This window comes from Bradyrhizobium murdochi (assembly GCF_000472965.1).
In the GTDB taxonomy this organism is placed as follows: Bacteria; Pseudomonadota; Alphaproteobacteria; order Rhizobiales; family Xanthobacteraceae; genus Bradyrhizobium; species Bradyrhizobium murdochi.
In genome coordinates, this window is the sequence record NZ_AXAU01000042.1 from 1 (window position 1) to 24,959 (window position 24,959).

The 24,959-nt window shown below is 61.9% G+C and carries 26 protein-coding genes and 2 pseudogenes; 12 read left to right on the top strand and 16 right to left on the bottom strand.

Features of this window, described 5'->3' with window-relative positions; all coding sequences use genetic code 11:
- Both YUO_RS47420 and YUO_RS0136235 read left to right on the top strand, forming a co-directional pair.
- A pseudogene (locus YUO_RS47420) lies at positions 1 to 216 on the top strand (IS4 family transposase); the annotation flags it as partial.
- A 241-nt stretch (positions 217 to 457) separates the two neighbouring features.
- Positions 458 to 1,657 carry a hypothetical protein gene (locus YUO_RS0136235; RefSeq protein ID WP_028351529.1) on the top strand — a complete coding sequence of 400 codons (1,200 nt, stop codon included), beginning with the start codon at positions 458 to 460 and terminating at the stop codon, positions 1,655 to 1,657.
- A gap of 114 nt (positions 1,658 to 1,771) precedes the next feature.
- On the opposite strand, the gene YUO_RS43090 is transcribed toward YUO_RS0136235, so the two are convergent.
- Complete coding sequence (locus YUO_RS43090; RefSeq protein ID WP_051379845.1) at positions 1,772 to 2,125, bottom strand: SgcJ/EcaC family oxidoreductase; 354 nt, start codon at positions 2,123 to 2,125, stop codon at positions 1,772 to 1,774.
- Positions 2,126 to 2,309: 184 nt separating this feature from the next.
- Positions 2,310 to 2,768 carry a cupin domain-containing protein gene (locus tag YUO_RS0136245; protein WP_028351530.1) on the bottom strand — a complete coding sequence of 153 codons (459 nt, stop codon included), beginning with the start codon at positions 2,766 to 2,768 and terminating at the stop codon, positions 2,310 to 2,312.
- 439 nt (positions 2,769 to 3,207) lie between these two features.
- Here YUO_RS0136245 and YUO_RS0136250 point away from each other — a divergent pair, with 439 nt between their 5' ends.
- On the top strand, positions 3,208 to 3,798 hold the full coding sequence (locus YUO_RS0136250) for a hypothetical protein (protein ID WP_156908925.1): 591 nt from the start codon (positions 3,208 to 3,210) through the stop codon (positions 3,796 to 3,798).
- Positions 3,799 to 3,811: 13 nt separating this feature from the next.
- Here the strand turns inward: YUO_RS0136250 and YUO_RS0136255 are convergent, their stop codons facing one another.
- A complete protein-coding gene (locus tag YUO_RS0136255; protein WP_028351532.1) occupies positions 3,812 to 4,225 on the bottom strand; it encodes an META domain-containing protein in 414 nt (137 codons plus the stop codon).
- A 170-nt stretch (positions 4,226 to 4,395) separates the two neighbouring features.
- Here YUO_RS0136255 and YUO_RS0136260 point away from each other — a divergent pair, with 170 nt between their 5' ends.
- Entirely contained in the window at positions 4,396 to 6,153 is a 1,758-nt protein-coding gene (locus YUO_RS0136260) for an adenylate/guanylate cyclase domain-containing protein (protein ID WP_035728442.1), read from the top strand.
- Between the two features lie 246 nt (positions 6,154 to 6,399).
- Here the strand turns inward: YUO_RS0136260 and YUO_RS0136265 are convergent.
- Positions 6,400 to 6,600, bottom strand: a pseudogene (locus YUO_RS0136265) (L-lactate permease); the annotation flags it as partial.
- Positions 6,601 to 6,895: 295 nt separating this feature from the next.
- Here YUO_RS0136265 and YUO_RS0136270 point away from each other — a divergent pair.
- Positions 6,896 to 8,638 (top strand): ABC transporter ATP-binding protein/permease, encoded by a 1,743-nt coding sequence (locus YUO_RS0136270; RefSeq protein WP_028351535.1) that lies wholly within the window; start codon positions 6,896 to 6,898, stop codon positions 8,636 to 8,638.
- A gap of 16 nt (positions 8,639 to 8,654) precedes the next feature.
- Here the strand turns inward: YUO_RS0136270 and YUO_RS43095 are convergent, their stop codons facing one another.
- From YUO_RS43095 to YUO_RS0136300, 6 genes are all read right to left on the bottom strand, one after another.
- Complete coding sequence (locus YUO_RS43095) at positions 8,655 to 9,167, bottom strand: HPP family protein (RefSeq protein WP_083754872.1); 513 nt, start codon at positions 9,165 to 9,167, stop codon at positions 8,655 to 8,657.
- 66 nt (positions 9,168 to 9,233) lie between these two features.
- Positions 9,234 to 10,223: a TorF family putative porin gene (locus YUO_RS0136280; protein WP_028351537.1), complete on the bottom strand. Its 990-nt coding sequence runs from the start codon at positions 10,221 to 10,223 to the stop codon at positions 9,234 to 9,236.
- Between the two features lie 412 nt (positions 10,224 to 10,635).
- The gene (locus YUO_RS0136285) at positions 10,636 to 10,998 is read right to left on the bottom strand and encodes a hypothetical protein (RefSeq protein ID WP_028351538.1); all 363 of its coding nucleotides are present in this window, start codon (positions 10,996 to 10,998) and stop codon (positions 10,636 to 10,638) included.
- Between the two features lie 216 nt (positions 10,999 to 11,214).
- Positions 11,215 to 12,525 (bottom strand): glycolate oxidase subunit GlcF, encoded by a 1,311-nt coding sequence (gene glcF, locus YUO_RS0136290; protein WP_028351539.1) that lies wholly within the window; start codon positions 12,523 to 12,525, stop codon positions 11,215 to 11,217.
- A complete protein-coding gene (locus YUO_RS0136295) occupies positions 12,522 to 13,760 on the bottom strand; it encodes an FAD-binding protein (protein WP_028351540.1) in 1,239 nt (412 codons plus the stop codon). Before YUO_RS0136295 ends, glcF begins: the two co-directional genes overlap by 4 nt.
- 355 nt (positions 13,761 to 14,115) lie before the next feature.
- Complete coding sequence (locus tag YUO_RS0136300; protein WP_028351541.1) at positions 14,116 to 15,609, bottom strand: FAD-linked oxidase C-terminal domain-containing protein; 1,494 nt, start codon at positions 15,607 to 15,609, stop codon at positions 14,116 to 14,118.
- A gap of 227 nt (positions 15,610 to 15,836) precedes the next feature.
- Between YUO_RS0136300 and cycA the strand changes: the two genes are divergently transcribed.
- A complete protein-coding gene (cycA, locus tag YUO_RS0136310; RefSeq protein WP_028351542.1) occupies positions 15,837 to 16,229 on the top strand; it encodes a cytochrome c-550 CycA in 393 nt (130 codons plus the stop codon).
- Between the two features lie 216 nt (positions 16,230 to 16,445).
- Here the strand turns inward: cycA and YUO_RS0136315 are convergent, their stop codons facing one another.
- Both YUO_RS0136315 and YUO_RS0136320 read right to left on the bottom strand, forming a co-directional pair.
- Positions 16,446 to 16,739: an antibiotic biosynthesis monooxygenase gene (locus tag YUO_RS0136315; protein WP_028351543.1), complete on the bottom strand. Its 294-nt coding sequence runs from the start codon at positions 16,737 to 16,739 to the stop codon at positions 16,446 to 16,448.
- A gap of 127 nt (positions 16,740 to 16,866) precedes the next feature.
- On the bottom strand, positions 16,867 to 17,832 hold the full coding sequence (locus YUO_RS0136320) for an alpha/beta fold hydrolase (RefSeq protein WP_028351544.1): 966 nt from the start codon (positions 17,830 to 17,832) through the stop codon (positions 16,867 to 16,869).
- Positions 17,833 to 18,095: 263 nt separating this feature from the next.
- Here YUO_RS0136320 and YUO_RS0136325 point away from each other — a divergent pair, with 263 nt between their 5' ends.
- Positions 18,096 to 18,275 carry a hypothetical protein gene (locus YUO_RS0136325; protein ID WP_028351545.1) on the top strand — a complete coding sequence of 60 codons (180 nt, stop codon included), beginning with the start codon at positions 18,096 to 18,098 and terminating at the stop codon, positions 18,273 to 18,275.
- Between the two features lie 225 nt (positions 18,276 to 18,500).
- Here YUO_RS0136325 and YUO_RS0136330 read toward each other — a convergent pair whose 3' ends face one another.
- The 4 genes from YUO_RS0136330 to YUO_RS0136345 all read right to left on the bottom strand — a co-directional run bounded on the left by YUO_RS0136330 (position 18,501) and on the right by YUO_RS0136345 (position 20,567).
- Positions 18,501 to 19,100, bottom strand: a complete 600-nt coding sequence (locus YUO_RS0136330; RefSeq protein ID WP_430649588.1) for a tetratricopeptide repeat protein — start codon at positions 19,098 to 19,100, stop codon at positions 18,501 to 18,503.
- Positions 19,101 to 19,249: 149 nt separating this feature from the next.
- The gene (ykgO, locus tag YUO_RS0136335) at positions 19,250 to 19,375 is read right to left on the bottom strand and encodes a type B 50S ribosomal protein L36 (RefSeq protein ID WP_002718645.1); all 126 of its coding nucleotides are present in this window, start codon (positions 19,373 to 19,375) and stop codon (positions 19,250 to 19,252) included.
- A gap of 251 nt (positions 19,376 to 19,626) precedes the next feature.
- Entirely contained in the window at positions 19,627 to 20,076 is a 450-nt protein-coding gene (locus YUO_RS0136340) for a MaoC family dehydratase (RefSeq protein WP_028351547.1), read from the bottom strand.
- A gap of 14 nt (positions 20,077 to 20,090) precedes the next feature.
- Positions 20,091 to 20,567, bottom strand: a complete 477-nt coding sequence (locus YUO_RS0136345) for a MaoC family dehydratase (RefSeq protein ID WP_028351548.1) — start codon at positions 20,565 to 20,567, stop codon at positions 20,091 to 20,093.
- A 105-nt stretch (positions 20,568 to 20,672) separates the two neighbouring features.
- On the opposite strand from YUO_RS0136345, the gene YUO_RS0136350 reads away from it, so the two are divergent.
- The 5 genes from YUO_RS0136350 to wrbA all read left to right on the top strand — a co-directional run bounded on the left by YUO_RS0136350 (position 20,673) and on the right by wrbA (position 24,653).
- On the top strand, positions 20,673 to 21,557 hold the full coding sequence (locus tag YUO_RS0136350; RefSeq protein ID WP_028351549.1) for an amidohydrolase family protein: 885 nt from the start codon (positions 20,673 to 20,675) through the stop codon (positions 21,555 to 21,557).
- A 44-nt stretch (positions 21,558 to 21,601) separates the two neighbouring features.
- Positions 21,602 to 22,414: a dienelactone hydrolase family protein gene (locus YUO_RS0136355; protein WP_028351550.1), complete on the top strand. Its 813-nt coding sequence runs from the start codon at positions 21,602 to 21,604 to the stop codon at positions 22,412 to 22,414.
- A gap of 5 nt (positions 22,415 to 22,419) precedes the next feature.
- On the top strand, positions 22,420 to 23,106 hold the full coding sequence (locus YUO_RS43100; RefSeq protein WP_051379846.1) for a haloacid dehalogenase type II: 687 nt from the start codon (positions 22,420 to 22,422) through the stop codon (positions 23,104 to 23,106).
- 30 nt (positions 23,107 to 23,136) lie between these two features.
- Positions 23,137 to 23,835 carry a pirin family protein gene (locus YUO_RS0136365; protein WP_028351551.1) on the top strand — a complete coding sequence of 233 codons (699 nt, stop codon included), beginning with the start codon at positions 23,137 to 23,139 and terminating at the stop codon, positions 23,833 to 23,835.
- A 218-nt stretch (positions 23,836 to 24,053) separates the two neighbouring features.
- A complete protein-coding gene (wrbA, locus tag YUO_RS0136370) occupies positions 24,054 to 24,653 on the top strand; it encodes an NAD(P)H:quinone oxidoreductase (protein WP_028351552.1) in 600 nt (199 codons plus the stop codon).
- Positions 24,654 to 24,959 lie beyond the last annotated feature (306 nt).

Sequence of the window (24,959 nt, forward strand, 5' to 3'; positions counted from 1 at the left end):
CTGCAAGTCCTCGCCGCGATGATCGCTTACCTGTTGCTGCGCATGGCCGCGCACGCCAACTGCATCACCATGCTGCCGCTCAGGCTGGCCGAACTCGTCAGCCAGTTCCTGTTCACCCGTCGATCCATCGCCACCATCGACAAGCCCCCACCCATCAATCCCAGCATTCGCAAACCTCCAACCTCCCCAAACCAGATGGAGTTCTGCTATGGCTGATCTTCCCCGGACAGCCCTGCCCGCAAGGGGGGAGGGAACCCTTCCGCCGGTACGTCCCTGACTAATGCTAAGCAGCCGAGGACACGCAAAAGACGCTACATTCTTGCCGGGGTGAGCATTTGCCAAAGCTCCATCAAAACAGACGAGCGGTATGACGCCTCCCCACGGCCATCTTTTTGGCTGACGACACCGAGGATTGCTACTAGGACACGGTCAATTCCGCCGCTTCAGGGAACTTCACATGCGCGCGCTCCCTCTTCTCCTGCTCGGTCTGGCGATCGCCTCCCCTCACCTCGCCTTCGCTCAGATGAAACTGCAGCCCAAGACCGCGCCGGGCGCGACCGAGACGCGCTATTTCACCGCGATCGATGGGCTGATGGACGGCAATGCCGATGTCATTCTGAAGGAAACCCGCCAGGGCAAGAACGTCACCGCGGCTACCCTCGACGTCTGCTACCCCGCCGCAAAGGGTGCCGACCGCAAGGACCGCTTCGTCGCCAACCTCGCCGTCAGTGGCCAGAACCTGACCGGCACCACGCAGAGCCTCGGCGACAAGCTGCCGGTTACCGTCAAGCTGGTGCGCAAGGCGGTCGGCGACACCTTCGAGTTCCGCGGCCAGATCACGATCGGCCAGACCGTGACCGAAGTGACCTCGACCGACAATTCCGATCTCAGCGAGAAGGAATTTCTGGACAACCAGACCAGCGACGACGGCATCACGCCGGCGCCGAAGGATTTTACCGACGTCTCGCCGGAAGCGATCGGCGTGCGGGTCAAGCTCGATGCCGCACTGGATTTCCTGAAAAGCCTGAAGGGCGAGGCCGTCGAGGTCGGGCTTTCCAGCCTTTCGATCTCCTGTGATGCGCTGCGCGCCGGCGAGCAGACCATCAACCTGACGGCCGATCCGGAGCGGGCCGCAGCGCTGATCGCGAAGGCGAAGTCGATGCCCGGCGTGGTTGCCGCGGGATGGACCAGCGGCAGCATCGAAATGGACCGCACCATCCGCTTTGCCGCGGCCGAGTGGCGCGACGGCGACAAGATCAACAGGGACAAGATCGCGTCCGCCATTTCAGGCGTGCTCGCAAAAACGCTTGCCGCCAAGCCCGCAGACACCGAGTGGGACGCCAACACCGGAAAACTGACGCTGAGCTTCAAGCGGCCGAGCCCGATCTATCCCGCGCTCGCGCTGACCGAAACTGTCGAGGTCACCGCGCTGACCTCACCGGATAAACCCGGCGCCACCGATCGGCTGTTGCTGTGGATCTCGAGCCCGGTGATCACGACCGCAGATGAAGGCGCCGGCCCAAAACTGAATTTGTCGGAAGAATCCACCGGCGACGAGGAAGGCGGCGAGCCAAAGGACGACAACGGCTCGCTCGAAGCGCTGGCGAAAGAGTTCAAGGGCCAGCGCTGGGACGCGGACAAGAGTGTGTGGAAGTAGGGCGGTGCCGAGTATCAGAAGTGCGTGACGGTATTAACCGCTTCACGCCCCAGTAACGATGATTTCGTACCGTAGCTGAGCCCCTAGGGCCGTCACCGCTCGAAAACTAGCCGGCTATCTCGGGGTTGATGGCATGGCCGAGGAATGATGGTCGACGATCAGCCAACGCTGGCCGTTCTTGACATAGGTGAAGCTGTAGCGCGCGGGCAATGTCTTCGTCTCGCCATCCTTCACATAAGAAAACGTGTAGTAGCCGGTATTGACTGCTGCATTCCCGTACACGCGGATGAGTTGATCGCCGAAGGTTACCTTGAGGCTGGGCAGAACCTTGAAGGCGCCCACGAAATAGTCTCGTAGCGCCGCCCGGTCGGAGCGCACGGTCGGCGACAGTGTGCCCCAGAGCACGGCATCGTCCGAATAGAGCGGCAGCACCTTTTCGGGATCGCCTTCGTCAAGAGCCTGGCCCATCCCGACGTCGCCGCCGCCACTTCCGCTTTCGGCTCGGCTAAGGCGCTGGAGCCAAACGACAACACCACCATGCACAGGGCAAGTGCTGCGTTCGCCAATTTTGGAGAAGATTGCATGACATCCTCCCTTGCGAATACCGTGCAGACAAGTGTCCGCTTGAGACGGCCTCTTGCAATGCAAGCGGCTATTGTTTGCGCGGATCGTCAGCCGGATTGATGTAATCGATGCCACCAGGGCCGATAAATTGGACTTGAAGTATCCCTTCCTCGTTTCCGGTCCAGGCGTAGTGCGGGTGTCTTGCGGGGTACACCCATAGCGAGCCTGGCTTCAGGAGGTCACCCTTCTTTTCGAATTTTTCACCATGGCTGCTGCCAATGTCACCACTTATGACGGTAACGACTTCGGAATAGGGATGCGTATGCGGAGGCATCTGGAAGTTAGGTGGAAACTTGATGCGCAAGACGACAACCTCGCCCGCTTTCGTCGGATCACCGACCAGGGTCGCAATCTGAACGCCCTTCGGAAAGGCTGGATTATCCTTCCAGGTGAGCGTATCGGGCATCACCCGGACCTCGGTATTTTGGGCCATTGCCGGAATGGAGAGCGCAATCAAGCTGGTCGCCGTTAGCAGCAACTTTTTCATGCGAGTTCCTCCCAAGCTGTATGCAGCAAGAGACGCAAATCGCAATGGGCGGTCAGTTATGGGAACTGGAGTGAAGCCTCGCGCCAGAACGTTGCGTGCGTCACACCAGAAAAACTACATCATCAGCGAAGGGCGAACCACAAGTCAGAGATGCTGACTTAATAGGCTACCAAAAAGGTCGGTGTCCGCTTTGGGTCCTTCGCGTCGTACGACGACGCTAATGACCCAGACGAACATCTTCCTGTCAACCGAGCTCGCTGCAGCACTTCGTTCGCCAGGTTGTTAAGACTCGATTCAGTTTAAAGGAACATCATCGGCTAGCTGAATGTGGGCCAACGCCATGCACAACCGCGAGCCAAGTACCGTCGAAAGCATCTTGTCGGGGAATGTGGTTGACGGCCGAGGGCCGGAGCAGCCGGCGAACTCGTGGGATTTTCTCGTGCCCGATCGCGATGGCGTATTGGTGGTGCGGGAGTCATTTCGCGACCGGGCGCGCAACGCGTTGCTGGTCACCGTCGCCGTGGCGGCAAGCTTTGGATTGGGATGGGCCGGCGGCCTGAGTTGGCCCGAGTTGGCAGGCACGCTCGGCCTTGAAGCCGTTGCGCAGAAGGAAGCACCCTCGCCGCGTATTGCTGAAGCACGGTCGAGCGGCAAGGTTGAAGGCACCCGGAAGACCGCATCCGCCTCCGACTCGCCCGCCATCGTCGGAAGCATTCCCAAGCCGTCCGCCGTGTTGTCGGCCGGCGCACGCCCTTCTGCGGGCCCGGCCTCCCAGGCAAATGTGGGCCCCTCGGCGATTGCGATGCGGCCACAGCCTTTGGTGGCGGCGCCGGAAACGAAGCCGACCACCATTTCCGGCTGGACGGTTGTCGATGTTCGGGATGGCACCGCCGTTCTCGAAGGTCCCGACGGCATCAGGATGGCCGCACGCGGCGACACCATTCCCGGAATCGGACGCGTCGAATCGATCGTGCGCTGGGGCGGCCGCTGGGTCGTTGCCACCGCCAGCGGCCTCATTGCGACCCCCTGACTGAATTCCCGACCTAGTTCGTGTTGATGCGGAAGCGCAGCGTTTTCGTGCCGACGAACGACACGAAATCGCCCTGCCGCTTCCAGGTGCCGGCCTCGGCCAGCGCCGCGATCAATTCATCATCCTGCTGCGCGCGATCCGGTGGACAGGGCCGGTTCTCCATCGCGCCGGGAACGAAGATCACGGTATTGCCGGCCACCGAGAACTGGCCCTTGCCGCCCTTGCACCAGAGTTCCAGCACCACCTCGCCCTTGTCGCCGATCTCGAGATTGGGAATCCGCTTCGACCCGCGCTGACGATCCACGTCGAGTGTCATTTCCGAGCCGAACGGAAAGCCGTTCTCGGCCCTGACCGGGCTGAGATGAAGTGCTGCGGTGATCAGCAGAATTGATGCCGCCGGCTTCGACATGCGCGCGAATGAAATCATGCAACCCTCGAAATATCGATCCCCCACCACCGCGCGCCGTTCTATTGAACAATGACATGATTGGCTAGGGCGGCGCACCAAAATCCGACCTCCGCTCCCGGCCGCCGCCCTAAAGCACGTGGCGGAATAGGCCGATCGGTCGTACAGTATACCGTGGTTGGATTGCGGCCATGGTGCAAGAGCGGCCAGTCCGGATCAAGCGCAGGCTGTCGGCGATTTTGGCCGCCGACGTGGCCGGCTATTCGCGTCTTATGCACAACGACGAAGAGGCAACGCACGCCAGACTGACAACGCTCCTCGCGGGTAGCGTCGAGCCCGCAATTGCTGAGCACGGTGGCCGGATCGTGAAAAATACCGGCGATGGGCTCCTGGCGGAGTTTCCGAGCGCGGTCGAAGCGGTTCGAGCTGCTGTGCAGTTCCAGGCCCGCATCAAGGACCTTACAATCGATGACGTGGAAGATAACCGCATCGCTTTTCGCGTGGGCATCAATATCGGCGACGTGATCGTCGAACCACATGACATTTTTGGAGATGGCGTCAACATTGCGGCTCGGCTTGAGGGCATCGCAGAACCCGGCGGCATCTGCATCTCGTCTTCTGCCTACGATCACGTCCAAGGCAATATCCGGGCTGAATTCGCCGATCTGGGCGAACAAAACCTCAAGAATATTGCGCGTCCGATTCGGGTTTTCCGAGTCATAGACGGTGCAGTCCCACGAAAATCCACGCTGTCACGCCCCGACAAGCCCTCGATTGCGGTGCTGCCCTTCCAGAATCTCAGTGCCGACCCCGAGCAGGAGTATTTGGCGGACGGCGTCGTGGAAGATATCACGATTGCGCTGTCGCTCTTCCGTTGGCTGTTTGTGATCGCGCGAAACTCAAGTTTCACCTACAAGGGCCGGACGGTCGATGTAAGGCAAGTCGGTCGCGAACTTGGAGTACGCTACGTCCTCGAAGGTAGCGTGCGCAAGGCGGGCAACCGCATTCGTATCGCGGGCCAACTGATCGACACCGAAACCAGGGCACATCTCTGGGCGGGCCGATTTGAGGGTGCGCTCGAAGATATATTTGATCTCCAGGACCACGTCACCGAGAGCGTCGTGGGTGCGATCGCCCCCAAGCTGCAGCGTGAGGATATCAAGCGGGCCAACCATAAACCAACGGAAAATCTGGCAGCCTATGACTACTACCTGCGCGGACTGGCCAGGCATCATCGGGGGTCGATGGAGACAAATCATGAGGCTCTCCAGCTCTACTGCAAAGCGATCGAAGTCGATCCCAAGCTGGCTTGTGCTTACGGTATGGCAGCATGGTGCTACATTCAGCGAAAGGCGCGCGGTTGGATGATTGAACATGTACAGGAGAGCGCCGAAGCTACCAGGCTTGCCCGGAAAGCAGTGCATTTGGGTAACGACGACCCGGTTGCATTGTGTATGGGCAGCTATGCTCTTGCCTTCATAGCGTACGAGTTCGACACAGCCGTGGCGTTCATGGATCGGGGACTGACAGTCAATCCGAACTATGCGACAGGGTGGATACTTAGCGCGTGGTTGAGGGTATGGAGAGGCGAGCCTGACTTGGCACTTGAACACGCCGCGCATGCCTTGCGTCTGAGTCCGCTCGATCCCGCAAGCATGCACGGAGCCGCGGCTTATGCTCACTTTCTGTCAGGTGATTACGACATGGCATCATCCTATGCCGAATCGTCGATGCGCGACAATCCAGTTCTCCTGCTACCAGTATGCGCATATGCGGCAAGCAATGCGCTTGCTGCACGGCTTGAACCTGCACAGAAAGGCGTGGAACTGGCGCTGAAACATAATCCCGGTCTGCGCATTTCGAACCTGAGAGACCTGGCAGCATTCCGCCGAGATCAGGATTTCGCCATGTTCGCCGACGGTTTGCGAAAAGCCGGACTTCCAGAGTGAATGTGAACGCGACTGAATAAGCCGAAATTCGAGCCGGCGAGGCGTCTGTTCTGATGATTCCCAAATGCCCCTCCGACGAAAAATCCCCGCGGCACCGGCCGCGGGGATTTTCGGCTGACCCTCGACGCACCTATTTCAGCACCAGCATTGTGAACGGATAGACGCGGGCCTGCAGCGTCACCAGCGCGCCGACAAGGCAGGCCAGCACGATGGAATGCAGGAAGACGTAGCGAAGGATCGGGCCTTCGAGGCGCGGATCGACATGCCGGCGGGCATGGTGAAGATGCCTGTCGTGATGATGTTGGCTGTAATCAGCACAATGATGGCCGCCAAATGCGCCTTGACCTTGCCTCTGGCAATCAGCACCAACAGCGTGACGACAGGCACGGCGGCGGCGATCGTCGACAATGCCGTGTTGCCAAGCGGATTATAGATTTGATCCCACATTGCGGTTCTCCCACATTGTTATTGGCGCGCCGGCTGGCGTGGACAGCGGCCGCGTGTTGAGCGATGGGTGGGGAATAGCCTTGCTTTGCGTGGTTTGGGCTGGGTTGGCACCGCCGAATCGCTCACATCCTCGCGAAGTGGCCTGCCGTCCCGCGCCGTTGTGAAGATGCCAGGGTTGACTTCAACATCGGGACACGCCAACGCTGACCGCGGCACCCGCGTGGGCCAGCCCAATAAAATCACCAATTGTCCCGATTTTTCAGGCCTTTGAGGCCCTCCCCGGAGACGGCAATCTGTGAAAAACATTCGCTCGACGCTCGCCGCCGTATGGCGCATCTCCGCGCCCTATTTCCGTTCCGAAGACAAATGGGCCGGCCGTGGCCTGCTGGCCGCAGTCATCGTGATCGAGCTTGCGATCGTCGGCATCAACGTCCTGATCAATCAATGGAATGCCCGCTTCTACAACGCGCTGCAGGATCGCAACTGGGACTCCTTCGTCAGCGAGATCATCTATTTCTGCGTCGTTGTCAGCATCTTTGTCGTGCTGGCGGTCTATCAGCTCTATCTCAATCAATGGCTGCAGATCCGCTGGCGGCGCTGGATGACCGCGCAATATCTCGGTGACTGGCTGCATCAGGCCAATCATTATCGGATGCAGCTTCAGGGCGACGCGGCCGACAACCCCGATCAGCGCATGACCGACGACGTCAAGCTGTTCGTCGATCGCACGCTCAACATTGGCCTGGGATTGCTGAACTCGATCGTTACGCTGGCATCCTTTGTCGGCATCCTATGGGGGCTTTCGAACGCCGCGCCGCTGCATCTGCTTGGTCAGGACTTTGCGATCCCAGGCTACCTGGTCTGGGGCGCATTGATCTATTCGGTGCTCGGCACCATCCTGACCCATCTGATCGGCTGGCCACTGGTGGGCCTCGATTTCCGGCAGCAGCAATATGAAGCGGATTTTCGGTTCAACCTGGTACGCGTGCGCGAAAATTCCGAGCAGATCGCGCTGCTGCACGGTGAGCAGGCCGAGCGTGAGCGCCTGCTCGTTCGCTTCGGACGCGTGGTGGAGAACTGGCTCGGCATTATGAGCCGAACCAAGAAGATTACGGCATTCACGGCGAGCTACAATCAGGCTTCGGTGGTCTTCCCCTACGTGCTGGTGGCACCGGCCTATTTCGCGGAGAAGATTCAACTCGGCGGCATGATGCAAACCGCATCGGCGTTCTCGAACGTGCAGGGCGCGCTGTCGTTCTTCATCACCATCTATCGCCAGTTGGCGGAGTGGCAGGCCGTGGTCAACCGTCTTGATGGGTTCGAGGCTGGGATCGTGGCGGCGGGCGAACTGGCAACCCGCAGCGAGCGAATTCACGTCGTCAAGGCGGGCGAAGGCGCCATCGACCTCAAGGGCCTGGCGCTACGTCTGCCGAACGGAACGCCGCTGGTGAACGCGGATGGATTCAGCTTGCGCAGGGGCGAGCGCACGCTGGTCACCGGCCCGTCCGGCTCCGGCAAATCCACGCTGTTCCGCGCCATTGCCGGCATCTGGCCGTTCGGCTCCGGCTCGATCACCGTGCCTGCCGGGGCGACCTTGATGATGCTGCCGCAGCGGCCGTATTTCCCGACCGGAACGCTACGGGCGGCGGTCGAATACCCGGCCAAGGAAGGGGCGTTCACGACCGGCCAGATCAGCCAGACGCTCGAGCTGGTGGGATTGCCGAAGCTCGCGTCGCAACTCGATGAACACGGGCACTGGAATCGGACGCTGTCGCTCGGCGAGCAGCAGCGACTTGGATTGGCGCGGGCGCTGTTGCATGTGCCACAATACCTGTTCCTCGACGAGGCGACGGCGTCACTCGACGAACCTTCGGAAGCGGCGCTTTATCGCCTGCTTGAAGCTAAATTGCCGGCGACCACCATCATCTCGATCGGCCATCGTTCGACGCTCGATGTCTTCCATGATCGCAATGTCGTGCTTGCCCGAGCGGGGGACGGATTCGCACTGCAGGACAACAAGAGCGCCGCTGCGTCGTAGCCATGTAGCCCGTTTCCTACAGCCAGCGCCGCGGCCATGGCTGGCGGCGCACCCAGCGGTGCCAAACCCAGGAGAAGGCGGTCAACAGCAGCGCGCCGGCCAGCACCGGCGCGAGCAGGAATGTCCAGGGCAGATTGCCTGAGACCACCAGCAGCGGATTGATGCCTGCCGGCGGGTGAAAGGTCCCGGTGACGTACATCGCCAGAATCGAAAGGCCGACGGCGGCCGCCGCCGCCCAGGCCTGCGGTCCCGTCAGCTTCAGCACCGCGAGGCCGACCAGGGCCGACACCACATGACCGCCGATCAGGGCGCGCGGCTGCGCCGGCGCCACGTCAGGCGATCCGATCACCAGCACGATCGAAGTGGCGAACGGAATCACCGCGAGCGGATAATGCGCGGCGAGCGAAAACCACTCCATGACGCCGATGGCAATCGCGCCGCCGAGGCCCGCGACCGCGCCTGCCACAGCGCTGTGGCGATCGTTGCGGGCGATTGCTTTACGCAGCCCGCGCTGCCAAGCCCGTTTCATCACATCCACCCAAAAGAAAAGGGCGGCAGATCGCTCTGCCGCCCCCTTATCTTCGACAGGAAGACCTTACTTCAGGTTGGTCATCGCGGTCAGGTCAGCCGACAGCTTCACGATGCCGGCGGCGCCGCACCACTTGGAGCCGACGCCAGTCGGATTGATTGGCGTGAAGCTGCCGTTGAACGTCGCGGTGTGGTCGCTTGTGAAGGCGTTGCAATCACCCTGCGACAGGTTGGTGTCGGAGTAACGGAAGTCCAGCGTGAACACCTTGTAGGTGAAGCCAATGCCGATGTTCCAGGTGTTGTAATCGGCATAGTTGATGCCGTTCGGGAACGCAGCCACGCCGTAGAAGGAGTCGGAGGTACCGAGCCACTGACGGCCGAATTCACCCGACACATACATGCCGATGCCGCTGGCGCCGAACCAGGCGCTCGGCGCGATCGCCTTGCCGACGATCGAGGCATAGGTGCCTTCGGCGCCGGTGTTGAGGAAGCTCGGCGTATAATAGACATTGCCGCCCAGTGAGAAGTTGTCGTTGAAGGTGTAGTTCACCTTGCCATAGACCTCGAAGAAGCTGAGGTCTTTCTTGATGACGTTGCCGTTGAGCAGAGCATTCGTCTGGCATTCGAGGCTGAGCGGGACGCCGGCAGTGTCAGTTGCCGCACCGTAGTGGCAGGTGCCGCCCGGATAGAGGTAGCCCCAGGCGCCGACGTCGACGGCGAAAGCGCCAAACGTCGCGCGGACACCGCCGTAAGCATCGACTTCAGCCGCGGCACGGTTGGGGAAGGAGATGCTCGCAGCGCCGAGGCCAACATAGAGCTGGAGGTCCTTGGTGACGTTGTAACGCGGCTCGAAATAGGCGTTGACCGACGGCTTGTGGTTGGACTGGGTGATGCCGCGGAAGATGTAGTCGTTGGTGATTCCGGCGCCGAAGGCGAAATCCCAGGGATCGAACGCGACCGGCGGCGGCGCCTTGACGGCCTTCACCCGCATATCCGCAGCGAGAGCCGAACCGGACACCATTGCCAGCGCCGTTGCTAACAAAGCCACTTTCTTCATATCGATCCCCATCACCCTTCTTGACAGTCCAGCTCCGGCGCCCCCCGGGCAAGCGATAACCGACTGCGGCCAAATGTCTTAACGCGGTCACAGAGTGGGCCGCGGCGTCATGGTCGTGAAGCAAAAAAGTCAAGCACGTGCCGCCTTTTTAGGCGTTTGGTACGTTTCCAGAAATGTTCTCGGCCGGTGTTGCATTCTCACAACAATTTTACGGGTTTCCTGATTGCCCGGCGGCGCACGGAACCGGCAAACCGCGGCACCGGTGACACACCGGAGAGCGGCTCTCACGAATCAACCTCCCCGTGAATACACCGCTTCGGTCGCTTCACCAGTGCTTTCGGCCAGTCCCAATAAAAAGGCCGCAGCGGGTGGGACGCTGCGGCCTCTCGAAACATCGGTCTCGGCGAGAGAGCTAGTGCTGATCGCCGCCGTTGGAGGAGCCCGATCCCCATGACGGGTTGGACGGCTCCGGAGAAGCCCAGCTCGGCGCAGGCGCCGGTTCGGGCTCCGTCATCGCCGGCTGCGGCTGGGGAGCGGCGGGCTTGGCAGCCGCCTTCCTTTTCTTGGCCGGGCTCTTCTTTGCAGCCTTTTTCGGTGCGGCGGCCTTTGACTTCTTGGCCGCCTTCTTGGCGGATTTCTTCGCCGACTTCTTGGCGCCCTTCTTCGCTGATTTCTTGGCAGCCTTCTTCGCCGACTTCTTGGCGGACTTCTTCCTCGCCGCTACGGCCTTCTTGGCCTTTTTAGCCTTCTTCGCCTTCTTACTCTTCTTCGCCATCGTGGTCCTCCTGTTGCGCCTGTCCATGTCGAGCGCTTCGATAGTCCGCAGGCTAGACCGGGGCGACACTTCTTCGAAGTGCCCTCCCGCTCCATCCTTGTCTGGGCATGATCTCCGGGCGAGACGCTTGGCGCGCCTGTCCCGACGAAAACCGGATGCCGATCCGCTGTCGAGACGCGGAGCGGGCTTCCCGGATCATGCCCAAGGGCCGATCGATCAATTCAATCCTGGCCTGGGACCTCCCGTCGCCCAATCGAGAAGCTCAATCGTGTGCACCACAGGAACTGACGTACCGCCGGCAATTTGCACCATGCACCCAATATTGCCCGCAGCGATCATGTCCGGTTTGACTGTCGCAATGTTGGCGACCTTTCGATCGCGCAACCTGCTCGCAATGTCAGGCTGGAGAATGTTGTAGGTCCCCGCCGAACCGCAACACAAATGGCTCTCAGGTACATCTTTCACCACGAATCCATTCTTGGAAAGCAATTCTTTCGGAAGGGCTGTGATTTTCTGTCCATGCTGCAGCGAACAGGCCGAGTGATAGGCCACCGTTACGTCGCCTTTCTGGCTCGATGGCGTGAGCGCGATGCCGGCGAGATACTCGGTGATATCCTTTGCCAGCGCAGAGATTTGCGCTGCAGGGCTAGCGAAATCGCGATCCTCGCGCAGCATGAAACCATAGTCCTTGATGACCGTGCCGCAGCCCGACGCCGTGATCAGGATGGCGTCGAGGCCGCCTTGTTCCGCTTCCTTTTTCCACACCTTGATGTTGGCGCGAGCCCGCGCCAGCGCGTCGCCGTCCTGCCCGAGATGATGGGTGAGCGCGCCGCAGCATTGCTCGTCCCTGACCAGGACGACCTCGATGCCGTGGCGCGTCAGGAGATTGATGGCGGCCTGGTTGATGCGCGGCGCCAGCACCTGCTGGGCACAGCCCTGCAATAGGGCGACCCGCCCGCGCTTCTCGCCCTGGGCCGGAAACACGCTGCCGCCCGAGGGGCCCGGCGGCGGAAGGCGTTTCGGCGCGAGCGCCAGCATCGCCTTGATTCGCCGCATCAGGCCGGGGGTCGCGGCCGCCTTCGCCGGCAGCAGGGCCGCGAACGGGCGGGCGAGCCGCGCCATGATCATGCTGGCGCGAAACAGCTCCGGCCGCGGCAGCACCAGCGCCAGCACGGCGCGCAAGGCCCGCTCGGTCAACGGCCGCGAATAGTCGCGCTCGATTCGGACCCGCGCCTGATCGACCAGGTGCATGTAATGCACGCCGGACGGACACGTCGTCATGCAGGCGAGGCAGGAAAGGCAGCGGTCGATGTGCTTGACCACCTCCGCCGTCGGCGGGCGGTCCTTTTCCAGCATCTCCTTGATCAGGTAGATGCGCCCGCGCGGGCTATCGAGCTCGTCGCCGAGCAGGACGTAAGTCGGACAGGTCGCGGTGCAGAAGCCGCAATGCACGCAGGCGCGCAGGATCTTGTCGGCTTCGGCGATATCGGGATCGGCGAGCTGGGCCAGTGAGAATTCGGTTTTCATGACGCTGATACCCTCACCATCCGGCCGCGGTTGAGGATGATCTTCGGATCGAAGCTGTGGCGCACGCGCTCACTCAGCGCGGCGATGCCGCCGGATTGCGGATGGAAGACGTCGACATTTTGCCTGGTCTCTTCGGACGCGCGGATCAGCGACGCGTGGCCGCCGACCGCCTCGACGCGCTGACGCACCATCGCGGTTAGCGCGTCCGGCTTGGGCGGCAAGGCCGCCCAGATCAGGCCGCCGCCCCAATCATAGATCACGTCGCCCCCGGTCTCGCGCGCCAGCGCCTGCCCGAGCGCGCCGCCGGATGCCGGCGGACAAACGATCCGCCACACCGGCCAGGCGCCGAGCGCGCCACTTGCGGCGAACGGTTCGACGTCGCGGATCGCGCTCCAGAGCGTTGCCGAGGCAGCGTCCTCAAGCATTTCCACCGATCCGAACGGCGCAAGCGTTTTGCCCAGCGAAGTGGCGCGATCCGCCACCGAAGCTGCGATGCCTTCGAGCCGCAATAGCGTGACCGCCCGCCCCTGAGAGGCAAAATCCGCAAGCGCGCCGGTCGCAGGGCGGAACGCCGAATTCGGCAGGTGCGCCGCGCCCGAGACGTCAAACGGCGAGCCGAGTGCTGCGGTCATCGCCCGGTTCGCGGTCAGATCGTCGAGGCCTGCGAGCACCAGCGTGCGCTCGCTCTCAGGCTTCGGCATCACCTTCACCGTGACTTCGGTCATGACCGCCAGCGTGCCCCACGAGCCCGTCAGGAGCTTGCAGAGGTCGTAGCCGGTGACGTTCTTGACCACCCGTCCGCCGGTCTTGAAGCTGTCGCCGAAGCCGGACACCGCATGCGCGCCCAGCAGGTGATCGCGGGCGCCGCCGGCCTTGATGCGGCGCGGACCGGCGAGACCTGAGCCGATCATGCCGCCGATCGTGCCATTGCCGGATGCGCCTGTCAGGGCCGACGTATCGATCGGCTCGAAGGCGAATTGCTGGTTCTTGGAATCGATCAGCGACTGCACGTCGGCGAGCGGGGCGCCGGCTTGCACCGTGATGATCAGCTCGTTCGGCTCATAGGCGCTGACGGCGTTCAGCGCCGACACATCGAGCACGGCATTGGTCGCCATCGGCTGGCCGATGCCACGCTTGGTGCCATGGCCGACGATCTCAAGCGGCTGTTCGCCGGCGATCGCCGCCCGCACGACCTCCTCGACGTCCTTGGCGTCACGTACTCTCAAGGTGTCCACGGCGCACCTGAACTGTACGTTGCATGCATGGCGTGACCGCGGCTTACTGTGCCGATCGTCGCCCGCGGTTTGCTGATACAGTTTCGCGGCCTCTCTCCGATCAGCGTCCGGGGCTTACCCCTCTCCCCAACCCTCCCCCGCAAGGGGGGAGGGAGCCTGACCAGCGTGCCAACATCACTTCGCCTCACCGCTTCAGCGTGTTGCGAACCAGCGGGATAAGCACAATTCGTCAGGGACGCACGGGCAGATGGGCTCCCTCCCCCCTTGCGGGGGAGGGTTGGGGAGAGGGGTAAGCCGCACGAGAGGTGCTCATGAGAGCCTCCGTCACGTCTGCAACTATCTTTGAAGTTCATCACTAAAATCTCGGCAAATCCGGAAACGCCAATTTGCCGGCGTGCACATGCATGCGGCCGAGTTCGGCGCAGCGATGCAGCGTCGGGAACACTTTTCCGGGGTTGAGCAGGCCCTGCGCGTCGAAGGCGCATTTCAGGCGCTGCTGCTGGTTGAGGTCGATTTCGGAAAACATCTCGCCCATCAAATCACGCTTCTCGATGCCGACGCCATGCTCGCCGGTGAGCACGCCGCCGAATTCGACGCAGGCCCGCAGGATGTCGGCGCCGAAGGCTTCCGCCCGCTCGATCTCGCCAGGCTTGTTGGCGTCGTAAAGGATCAAGGGGTGCAGGTTGCCGTCGCCGGCGTGGAACACATTGGCGACGCGCAGATCGTATTTCGCCGAGAGGTCGCGGATGCGCGCGAGCGCCTTCGGCAGCGCGCCGCGCGGAATCGTGCCGTCCATGCAGAGATAGTCGGGCGATATCCGCCCCACCGCCGGAAACGCCGCCTTGCGGCCGGCCCAGAACAGATTGCGCTCGGCCTCCGACGTCGAAATCTGGCAGCTCGTCGAGCCGCAGCCTTGCGCGATCGCCTCGACCCGCTTGATCAATTCGTCGACTTCGACGCTCGGACCATCGAGCTCGATGATCAGAAGCGCCTCGACATCGAGCGGATAACCGGCGTGAACAAAAGCTTCGGCGGCGTGGATCGCCGGCTTGTCCATCATTTCCATGCCGCCGGGAATGATGCCGGCGCCGATGATCCGTGCCACGCATTCGCCGGCGGCCTCGACCTCGGCGAAGCCGACCATCAGGGCGCGGGCCGTCTCCGGCTTCTGCAGGATTCGCACCGTGATCTCGGTGATGACGCCGAGCAGGCCCTCCGAGCCGGTGATGATGCCCATCAAATCGTAGCCGGAATTCTCGGCCGCCTTGCCGCCGATGCGCAGGATCTCGCCCGACATCAGCACGATCTCGCAGCCCAGCACGTTGTTGGTGGTCATACCGTATTTCAGGCAATGCACGCCGCCGGAATTCTCCGCGACATTGCCGCCGATCGAGCAGGCGATCTGCGAGGAGGGATCGGGCGCGTAATAGAAACCGGCATGCGCCACCGCCTGGCTGATGGCGAGGTTGGTGACGCCGGGTTCGGTGACCACCACGCGGTTGTCGAAATCGATCTCGCGGATGCGCTTGAACTTGCCCAGGCCCAGCAGCACGCCATCCACGAGCGGCAGCGCGCCGCCTGACAGTGACGTGCCGGAGCCGCGCGGCACCACCTTGATGCCCTGTTCGAAGCAGTATTTGAGAACTCTGGATACCTGCTCCGTGGTATCGGGCAGCACCACGACCATCGGCGGTTGCCGGTAGGCGGTGAGACCATCGGACTCATAGGCCAGCATCTCGGCCGCACTGTCGATCACGCCCTCGCCGGGCACGATCGCGCGAAGAGCGGCAACGATGGCATCCCGGCGTTCCAGAACCGCCTGATCGGAAGCCGGCATCATGATGGCCATGCGAATCCTCCAGGCCCGGCCAATAACGATTTGTGGTGGTAAATCAAGCACGTCTGCCCAGGTTTGGGTAGGCTATCCGAAGGTTGGATTGCCACGCTTCAAACGATCAGTTCTCTCTGGGACAAGTCGGCAATGGTGAAACCTGTCAAAGTTTCGTGGCTTGTCCAATCCAAGCGGGCCTGCCACAAGAAATCCGCCTCTCTGGGAAGAAACGAGAAGAGCACCACATGAAAATATCGACTTTGAGCGCGCTGGTCGTCGTTACCTCATTGGCCGCGTCATCGGGCGTGCTGGCGCAGGACGTCGCCGCGGGCAAGACCTCGTTCAACAAATGCCTAGCCTGCCATGCGATCGGCGAGGGCGCCAAGAACAAGGTCGGCCCGGTACTGAACGGGCTCGACGGCCGCAAGTCCGGCACCATCGAGGGCTATTCCTATTCGGAAGCCAACAAGAATTCCGGCATTACCTGGGGCAAGGATGTGTTCCTCGAATACATCAAGGACCCCAAGGCGAAGATTCCCGGCACCAAGATGATCTTCGCCGGCATCAAGAACGAGAAAGAGGCGAACGACCTCTGGGCCTATGTCTCCTCGTTCGATAAGGACGGCAAGCAGAAGTGAGAGCTGGGCCTCTTACCCTCCCTGGAGGGGGAGGGTCGCCGCGTAGCGGCGGGGTGGGGTGACGGTCTCTCCACGCCCAACAGTGCCCGAGTGGAGAGATCACCCCAACCCGTCTCACATCTCGCTACGCTCCATGTGAGCCGACCCTCCCCCTCCAGGGGAGGGTGAAGAATGCAACCCCGCTCTGATCTGAGAGCGCTCCCGCGCTCGCCCGCATCAAGCCAGCGTGTGCACGATCACCGGTCCGGCCGTCGCGGTGGCCGGTCCGGTCAACAGTGGCGCCAGGTCGTGTTCGATCCACGCCAGCGCGCGCTTGTTGGATTCCTCGGCGGCCGCAAAGTTGTTGAACAGGCTGATCGCGATCACCGTATCGTCGGGCGCGTAGACCACATAGTAGGCCATGAAGCCCTCGACGCCGCTGATGACGGGAATCGCGCCCTCCTTGATTCTGCGTGTCAGCTCTTCGGCCTTGCCGGGCTTGGCCTTGCCCTGACGAATGGCGGCGTACATGGGGCTCTCCCTCGAAGGTAAGCTGCCCGATATCGCGACTCTTAAGCTTCATCCCTCGCGGGACGAGCAGCGGAATCCCGCGCGCGTTGATCGTATCTCATCCAATGCCGTCAGGCCACGCGCACGCTCAACGCACCACTGCGGTCGCCGCACTCGGCGGCAATGCGCCGATCATTGCCTCGATTTCGGCGATGACGAGATCGGGAACCGCATTCTGAATCATGTGACCGACGCCCGGCAGCACGATCAATTTCGTGTTCTGGGCGGCCGTCGCGAACGGCCGTGAGTGGATGTTGGTCGACACCGTCTTGTCGGCGTCGCCGGTGATGATGGTGACGGGCGCCTTGATCTCGCCGTAGCGCGGCGCCTGCTCAGCGACCGCCGCTTTCAGCGTTACCAGATCGCGCGCATTGGCAATGAATTCGCGCGGCCGCAGCAACAGCGGCGTGGCGGTGTTTTTGACAAAACCGTCCGGCATGGTCTGCGGCAGGAACACGCCCCGCGCGCCCGAATCGGCCAGCAGCACTCCGAGCGGCAGCGTGATGGTGTAGGCGAACAGCGGGCCGACCACCGGCGTGGCGATCAGTTTGTTGTAACGCCCGACGCCGCCGGTCCAGGGATAGGCCACGGGCGCGAGCATCACCAAACCGGCGACAGAATGCGGGTAGTCCAGCGCGATACGCGCCCCCAGCGCGCCGGCCCAGGAATGAACCACGAAGATCGCTTGGCCGACGCCGAGCTTGGTCAACGCCTCCTCGATCATGCGGGCCTGAATTTCGGGCGTGGAGTCCTCGGGGCGAGCGCGGGTGCTCCAGCCATGCCCGGGACGGTCGATCAGGATCACGCGGTGCTTTCCGGCAAGCTGCTCCCCGACCGGCTGCCGCATCACTTCCAGATTGGAACTGGCGCCGTGCAGCATCACGACCGGCGGCCCCGCCGCATCGCGCGGACCGATATCGAGGATATGCAGGGCCCCGCCCGCCACCTCGACCATCCTGCCCTGGGCCGGATGGGCCCGTTCGCTGAGAAAAACGCCGGCTTGCGTGACCAGCGCCAGCACCACCAGCGCCGCCACTAAAATCGCCACCACCATCGAGAGTTTCCGGCTGATTTTCTGCACCAGCGAGCTACGGCCCGGATCGGCGCAGGTTTCGGAAGCTGTCCACAGAGGGCAGAACCTGTGGATAGCGGGGTCATACTGACGTCATCGGCAGGTTTGTACAGTGTCGTTGCCACTTTTGCCATGTGTGCGCGTGCCTGATTGGGGGGTAGCCAGGCGCTTGCACTGTACCCAACATCCACAGGAACAGGGCCGCTCACTACAAATTGTTCCAGCGTATCATCGGAGGACTACCCATGATTTCCGACGCAAGCGAAGCCGCCATCGATCAGATCGTAGCGAGTTGCAATGGCGACATCCGCGGCGCACTCAAGGCGCTGCTGCGGGTCAATGAGCAGCTTGAGACGGAGTTGGCGCAAATCTACGCCGCGGTAGGCCTCGACGGTCTGGCCCGCGGCAGCAACGCCGTACACTAGGTCTTGTGAGAGGTCCTGTGAGCCGACGCGTTTTCCAAGACGCAAAAGGGCTCAAGAGCACCCTGGTTGGTGCTCGTTTTCCGGCGTCTCTGCGGGCGGCTCGTCCACCGCCAGCTAGCAGCAGTTGGCTCGCTCTGTCACGTAGTCAGCCAATAACACCGCGCACGCGGCGCGACGTTTCCTGCCTGATGCAATCGCGGGAAATCAGGGCTAAACCGCCAAAGTTCAGATATCGCGGCCTTCGACCTTTTCGGTCAGCGTCTTGACCAGTTCCGGCACCTTCTCCAGATGCGGATTGACGTCCAGCGCCTTGCGGAAGGCTTCCAGCGCGCGCTTTTCGTCGCCGATCTCCTGCATGATCATGCCGAGCCCGGCCAGCGCGCCGAAATGCCGGGGCTCGCGGATCAACACCTGGCGGATGTCCTCGAGCGAACGGGTGTAGTCGTTCTTCAGGTAATACAGCGTGGCGCGACGATTCCATGCCTCGACGTAGTCGGGACGCAGCTTGACGAGAGAATCCAGCAGTTTTAGCGCGACGTCGATCTTCTGCGCATCCATCGCGGCCTTGGCGCGCAGCATCAGCAGCGCAGCCGTGTCGCTTGGCGTCTGCATCCACTGCGCCCAGATCCGCGCCTCGACATGTTTGGCGCTGGCTTCATCGGGGGCAGCTTTCAGGGCACCGAACAGGAAGTCCAGTCCGCGGGTACGATCCGCACCAACCTTCGGAAGCTTGCTCGGCGCTTCCGGCAACTTCTTCTCGGATTTCGGTGGAGGAATGACCCTGGGGTCGTTCTGGGCAAACGCAGCGGCCGGCACGGCTGTCATGACAGCGGCAATGACCACGATCCGGCAGTTACGCGCGCCTGGGAATCTCAAAACCATGGAGCAAGTCTAGACGCGCAAAATCGCGCCGCAAAGCAGCAGATCGTCAAAGACCCGTGAAGCGAGGAAAAAAGCCTGCTGAGCCGCCAGGATTAACCCTGGCGGGCCTTGAAGCGGCGCTGCACCTTGTTGATCACATAGACCCGGCCCTTGCGGCGGACCAGGCGGTTGTTGCGGTGGCGGCCGCGCAGCGATTTCAAGGAGTTACGGACCTTCATGGGACAATCCTGATGCTTTGAAAGGCCGTGCTGGAGGCCCGAACCTGAGCTACCCGAAAGTGGCAAAATGGGATTAATCCCGAAAAGCGGCCGACCGCCCGGGACGGGGCGATTTCTAAGCAGCGCGAGCTCGGATGTCAATGCAGATGGGCCGTTTTCGGGTCCATCTGTCCCGTTCCGGGCCTAACGCGGGGCAAACCGATGCCCGGCACCGATGCGGATCGCCTGGCCTTCCGAAGAACTCTCCGGAATTACTGGCAGAACAGGTCGCGCGGGAACTCGACCAGAGCCTCGCCGGTCGCGACCTTTTCGCCCGTCTGGTTCTTCACCACCACGTCGATCAAGACCCAGCGGGATTTTTCAGTCACCTGCTTGGCCTTGATGGTGCCAGAGGGCTGGATGGTGTCGCCCGGCCGGACCGGCTTGACCCATCGCGTCTCAAGCCGGCGGTGGATCGCGCCTGCAGGATACGCCCAGTCGGTGATCATGCGCGAGATCAGACCAAAATTGTTCATGCCGTGCATGATGATGCCGCCGAAATTGGTCTTGCCGAAACTGCCCTTCATGTACTCGTCGTCGAGATGCAGCGGGTTGTAGTCGAGCGAGGCGTCGCAGAACAGTCGGATGGAGTCACGGCTCACCGCGAAGGCGGGACCGTCGATGGCATCGCCGGCTCTGAGCTTTTCGAACGTCGTGGTCATCGCAACCTCCCCGCTCACATCGGCCGAATCGTCCAGCCACGGCCGGAACAGATTACGTCGCCCTTCTGATTAAAGAAGACGTTGTCGTGCACCACGAACAGCCGTTCGCGCTTGATGAACTTGTCGAGCGCGCGGGCCTGCAAGGTGATGACGTCGCCGGGCCTGGCCGGAATGTTGTAGCTCCAGGACTGCCCGGCATTGACAGTGCCCGGCGAGCGCATCCAGTCGTCCGCCGGCGTGCATGAGAACATCAGGAGGATGTGGATCGAGGGCGGCGCGATCAGCCCGCCATAGCGCGTGGTCTTCGCATAGGCCTCGTCGAAATAGATCGGATGAGTTTCGCCGACCGATTTGCAGTACAGCTCGATCGCCTCTTTGGTCAGCGTGTAGGGGATGGTCTTGCGCGGCTCGCCGGGAACGATGTCGTCCCAGACCTTTCTTAAGTTGGCGTCTTTCCAGAAATCGGTCTCGAAGGCCTGCGTTTGGGCCATGCCGTGCTCCCTTGTTTTCTGTCTTTTGTTCTGCCGCCTTGCGGAATTCGTTATATAGTATAATCAATTTTCCAGACCCAAAAATCAAGCCGGCGGGAAACTCAAATGCCCAAGCTCAAGCTGCCCGATATCGAGAAAGTCGTCGCGATCGACATCCACACCCATGCGGAAGAGCCCTGCGGGTTGCATGGCGACGACGGCTACGACGATTTTCAGGAGCGCATGGCCGAATACTTCAAATCGCCGCACAAGCATCCGCCGACCGTGCCGGAGACCGCGGCCTACTACCGCTCGAAGAACATCGCAGCCGTGATCTTCCCGGTCGATGCCGAGCGCGAGACCGGCTTTCGCCGCTACAACAATTACGAGATGCTGGAGGTCGCCTCCGACCATCTCGACGTTTTGATCCCGTTCGTCTCGATCGATCCGCACAAGGGCAAGTTAGGGGTGCGCGAGGCGCGCAAGCTGATCGAGGAATACGGCGTTCGCGGCTTCAAATTCCATCCGACCATGCAGGGCTTTTACGCCAACGACCGCATGGCGTACCCGCTTTTCGAAGCGATCAATGACGGCGGCGCGATCGCATTGTTTCACACCGGGCAGACCGGCGTAGGTTCCGGCATGCCCGGCGGCATGGGGATGCGCTTAAAATATTCCAACCCGATGTACATGGACGATGTCGCGGCTGATTTCCCCGACCTCAAGATCATCCTCGCGCATCCCTCCTTCCCCTGGCAGGAAGAGGCGCTGTCGGTCGCGACCCACAAACCGAACGTCTATATCGACCTCTCCGGCTGGTCGCCGAAATATTTCCCGCCGATCCTGGTGCGCTACATCAACTCGATTTTGCAGGACAAGATGCTGTTCGGCTCGGACTGGCCGGTGATCACGCCAGACCGCTGGCTGGCGGATTTTGCCAAGCTCGAGATCCGCGAGGAGATCAGGCCCAAGGTGATGAAAGCCAACGCAAGGAAGATTTTGGGTATATAGTACGACGTCCCATGCAAGCGGACTATTGAGGACGAGGATGGTCCGTGGTGAAGCTCGCCAAAATCGTCTTCGCCACCGCGCTCCTGATTGGAAGTGCGGCCGATTGCTTTGCGGCTGACAATTCCCCGATCGTCGTTGAAATCGAAAGCCCGCTTGCCAGCTCACACCCGCTTCAGGGTTATCTAAGGCAAACCACTGAGGCAGGCCCCTCGCCTGCCGTCATCCTGCTGCACAGTTGCAACGGCAACTGGCAGCAGACCGACGAGCGCTGGGGAAAGCGAATCGCGGCGTGGGGCTACGTGGCTCTCACGGTAGATAGCCTGGGTCCGCGCGGCATCGATAGTTGCCACAACACCACTCCCCATGATGTGGATAGAGACGCCTACCGGGCCCTGAAGTTTCTGGTACGGCTTCCATCCGTCGATCCCGCCCGCGTCGCGGTGCTGGGTTTCGCGCGCGGTGGCGCGACGGCGCTCAGAGCGGTCGAACATGGCCCCTTCGAAAAGACATCGCCGAACAAATTCGGGGCCGCTATCGCTTTCTATCCACCTTGCGGCAGCTTCAAGGGCTACATGACAGCGCCGACGCTTATCCTGATCGGCGAACTCGATGACTGGACGCCTGCCGAGGAGTGCCGCAATATGGTGGACGGCCAGGACGCTTGGGGGATTTCACGGCAGGAGCGCGGCGCTCCGGTCAAACTAATCGTCTATCCCGGCGCCTATCACGCTTTCGATGCGCCTGGTCCAAAGAATCTTATCGAGGATCACCACCTCGAATTCAACCAGTCGGCGACGGATCAATCATCCGAGGCTCTTCGTGAATTTCTCGGCGCGACCATCGGAGCGAAAGAGTAGTTACCGTGACCATCAAAGCTGTTGTCTTCGACGCCTACGGCACGCTTTACGACGTCCAGTCGGTGGCTGACGTCACCGAGGACGCGTTTCCTGGCTATGGCGAAATCATCACCCAAGTCTGGCGCATCAAGCAACTCGAATACACCTGGCTGCGTTCGCTGATGGGACGCTATCAGGATTTCTCGGTCGCCACGCGCGACTCGCTGGCCTACACGCTGCGCAGCCTCGGGCTGCAATATGACGACGAGACTTTCGCGCGCATCATCGACAAATATCTGCATCTCGATCTCTATCCGGATGCGCTTGCGGCGCTATCGGCGATGAAGGATTGCAAGCTCGCGATCCTGTCCAACGGCAGCCCCGGCATGCTCAACGCGCTGGTGAAGAACAGCGGGCTCGACCGCGTGCTCGATGCGACCATCAGCGTCGACGCGAAGAAGATCTTCAAGCCCAGCCCTGAGGTCTATGCGCTGATCGAGGAGGTGCTGCACGTGCCGCCTGCCGAGGTGCTGTTCATCTCCTCCAATCCTTGGGACGCCTGCGGCGCCAAGGCATTCGGGCTCAACGTCGCCTGGATAGAGCGGGTGACGCCGGAAGCGATGGCGCTGGCCTGCCTCGAAAGCGAGACGCTGCCGCCCTTGACGATGTTCAAGATATTGCGCACCCAGATGGATGGCCGCCCGGCCACTTAATTCAAAAACTTTCAACGAAGGAACAATCCCATGATCGAACTTAGACCATTTGCAAAGCTCGGCAGCGCCGATCACGGCTGGCTGAAGGCAAAACACCACTTCTCGTTCGGCAGCCATTACGATCCCGACAATATGGGCCACGGCGCTTTGCGGGTGTGGAACGATGACGAGATCGCGCCGAACACCGGCTTTCCCGCCCATCCCCACGCCAACATGGAAATCATCACATATGTCCGCGAAGGCGCGATCACGCACCAGGACTCGCTCGGCAACAAGGGCCGGACTGAAGCCGGCGACGTGCAGGTGATGAGCGCCGGAAGCGGCATTCGTCACTCCGAGTACAATCTGGAGCCGAGCAAGACCAAGATATTCCAGATCTGGATCGAGCCGACGACGAGCGGTGGCCAGCCGACCTGGGGCGCCAAACCGTTTCCGAAGTCGGATCGCTCCGGCAAGCTCGTCACCATCGCCAGCGGCATTGCCGGCGACAAGGATGCGCTGCCGATCCGCGCCGATGCGCGGGTGCTTGCCACCACGCTGAAGGCGGGCGAGAGCGCGGCGTACGAGGCGGCGAAGGCGCGTCACCTCTATCTCGTGCCGGCGGCCGGCAGCGTCGAAGTCAACGGCGTGCGCGTCAATGCCCGCGATGGCGCTGCGATCCGCGACGAGGCGAAGCTGACGATTACCGCGCTGGAAGATTCCGAACTGGTGCTGGTCGACGCGGCTTAAGCCATTCACCGCTCGTCATGCCCGGGCTCGACCCGGGCATCCATCCTCCTTCGCGAGACTCCTTGCGAAGGCGACGGATTGCCGGGTCCCGGCTACGCCCCGAGGCTTCGCCGGGCACCACAGCACTAGGCCGGCGAAGCCTAAGCGAAGACGGCAAGCCCGGCAATGACGGCTCATTTCCAAAAATCAAACCAACCCAAACCCAAAGGACAACCACCATGGCGAAAGTACTCGTGCTCTATTATTCCGCTTACGGTCACATTGAGGCGATGGCGAATGCCGTAGCCGAAGGCGCGCGCAAGGCCGGCGCCACCGTCGACATCAAGCGCGTGCCGGAACTCGTGCCTGAAGCGGTCGCCAAGGCCTCGCATTACAAGCTCGATCAAGCCGCGCCGATCGCAAACATCGAGGACCTCGCCAATTACGACGCGATCATCATCGGCACCGGCACCCGCTTCGGCCGGATGGCGTCGCAGATGGCGAATTTCCTCGATCAGGCCGGCGGGCTCTGGGCCAAGGGCGCGCTGCACGGCAAGGTCGGCGGTGCCTTTACCGCGACGGCGACCCAGCATGGCGGGCAGGAAACCACGCTGTTTTCGATCATCACCAATCTCTTGCACTTCGGCATGACGGTCGTCGGCCTGAACTACGGCTTTGCCGGCCAGATGAAGCTCGACGAAGTCACCGGCGGCGCGCCCTATGGCGCCACCACGATCACCGGCGGTGACGGCAGCCGCCAGCCGAGCGAAAACGAACTCGCCGGCGCGCGCTATCAGGGGCGCGTGATCGCGGAGACCGCGAACAAGCTGCATGGCTGATAAGACGACGGGTGCTCCGTAGCAACCATTAGATCGATTGATTGTGCGCGATCGGATCGTCCGATTGCCGTGCGAGCATGACGCCGTGCTCGCCGCCGTCAAGGCGTGGCCTGGCGGCGGCGGAGGTTTTGAGCGGGACTGGAGCGACGGCCATCCTTGAGGGCGGCTGCGCGCGACGTCGTCGGAACGGCAGGTCGGGACGAAGAAACGGTGCTCCGGTCGAACCAAGAAACGGAAGGTCAGACGGTCGATGGGCTCGCGGTAAGTGTGGCGGCGGCTGGAGGCTTGTCTTGCCAAGGCGTGCCA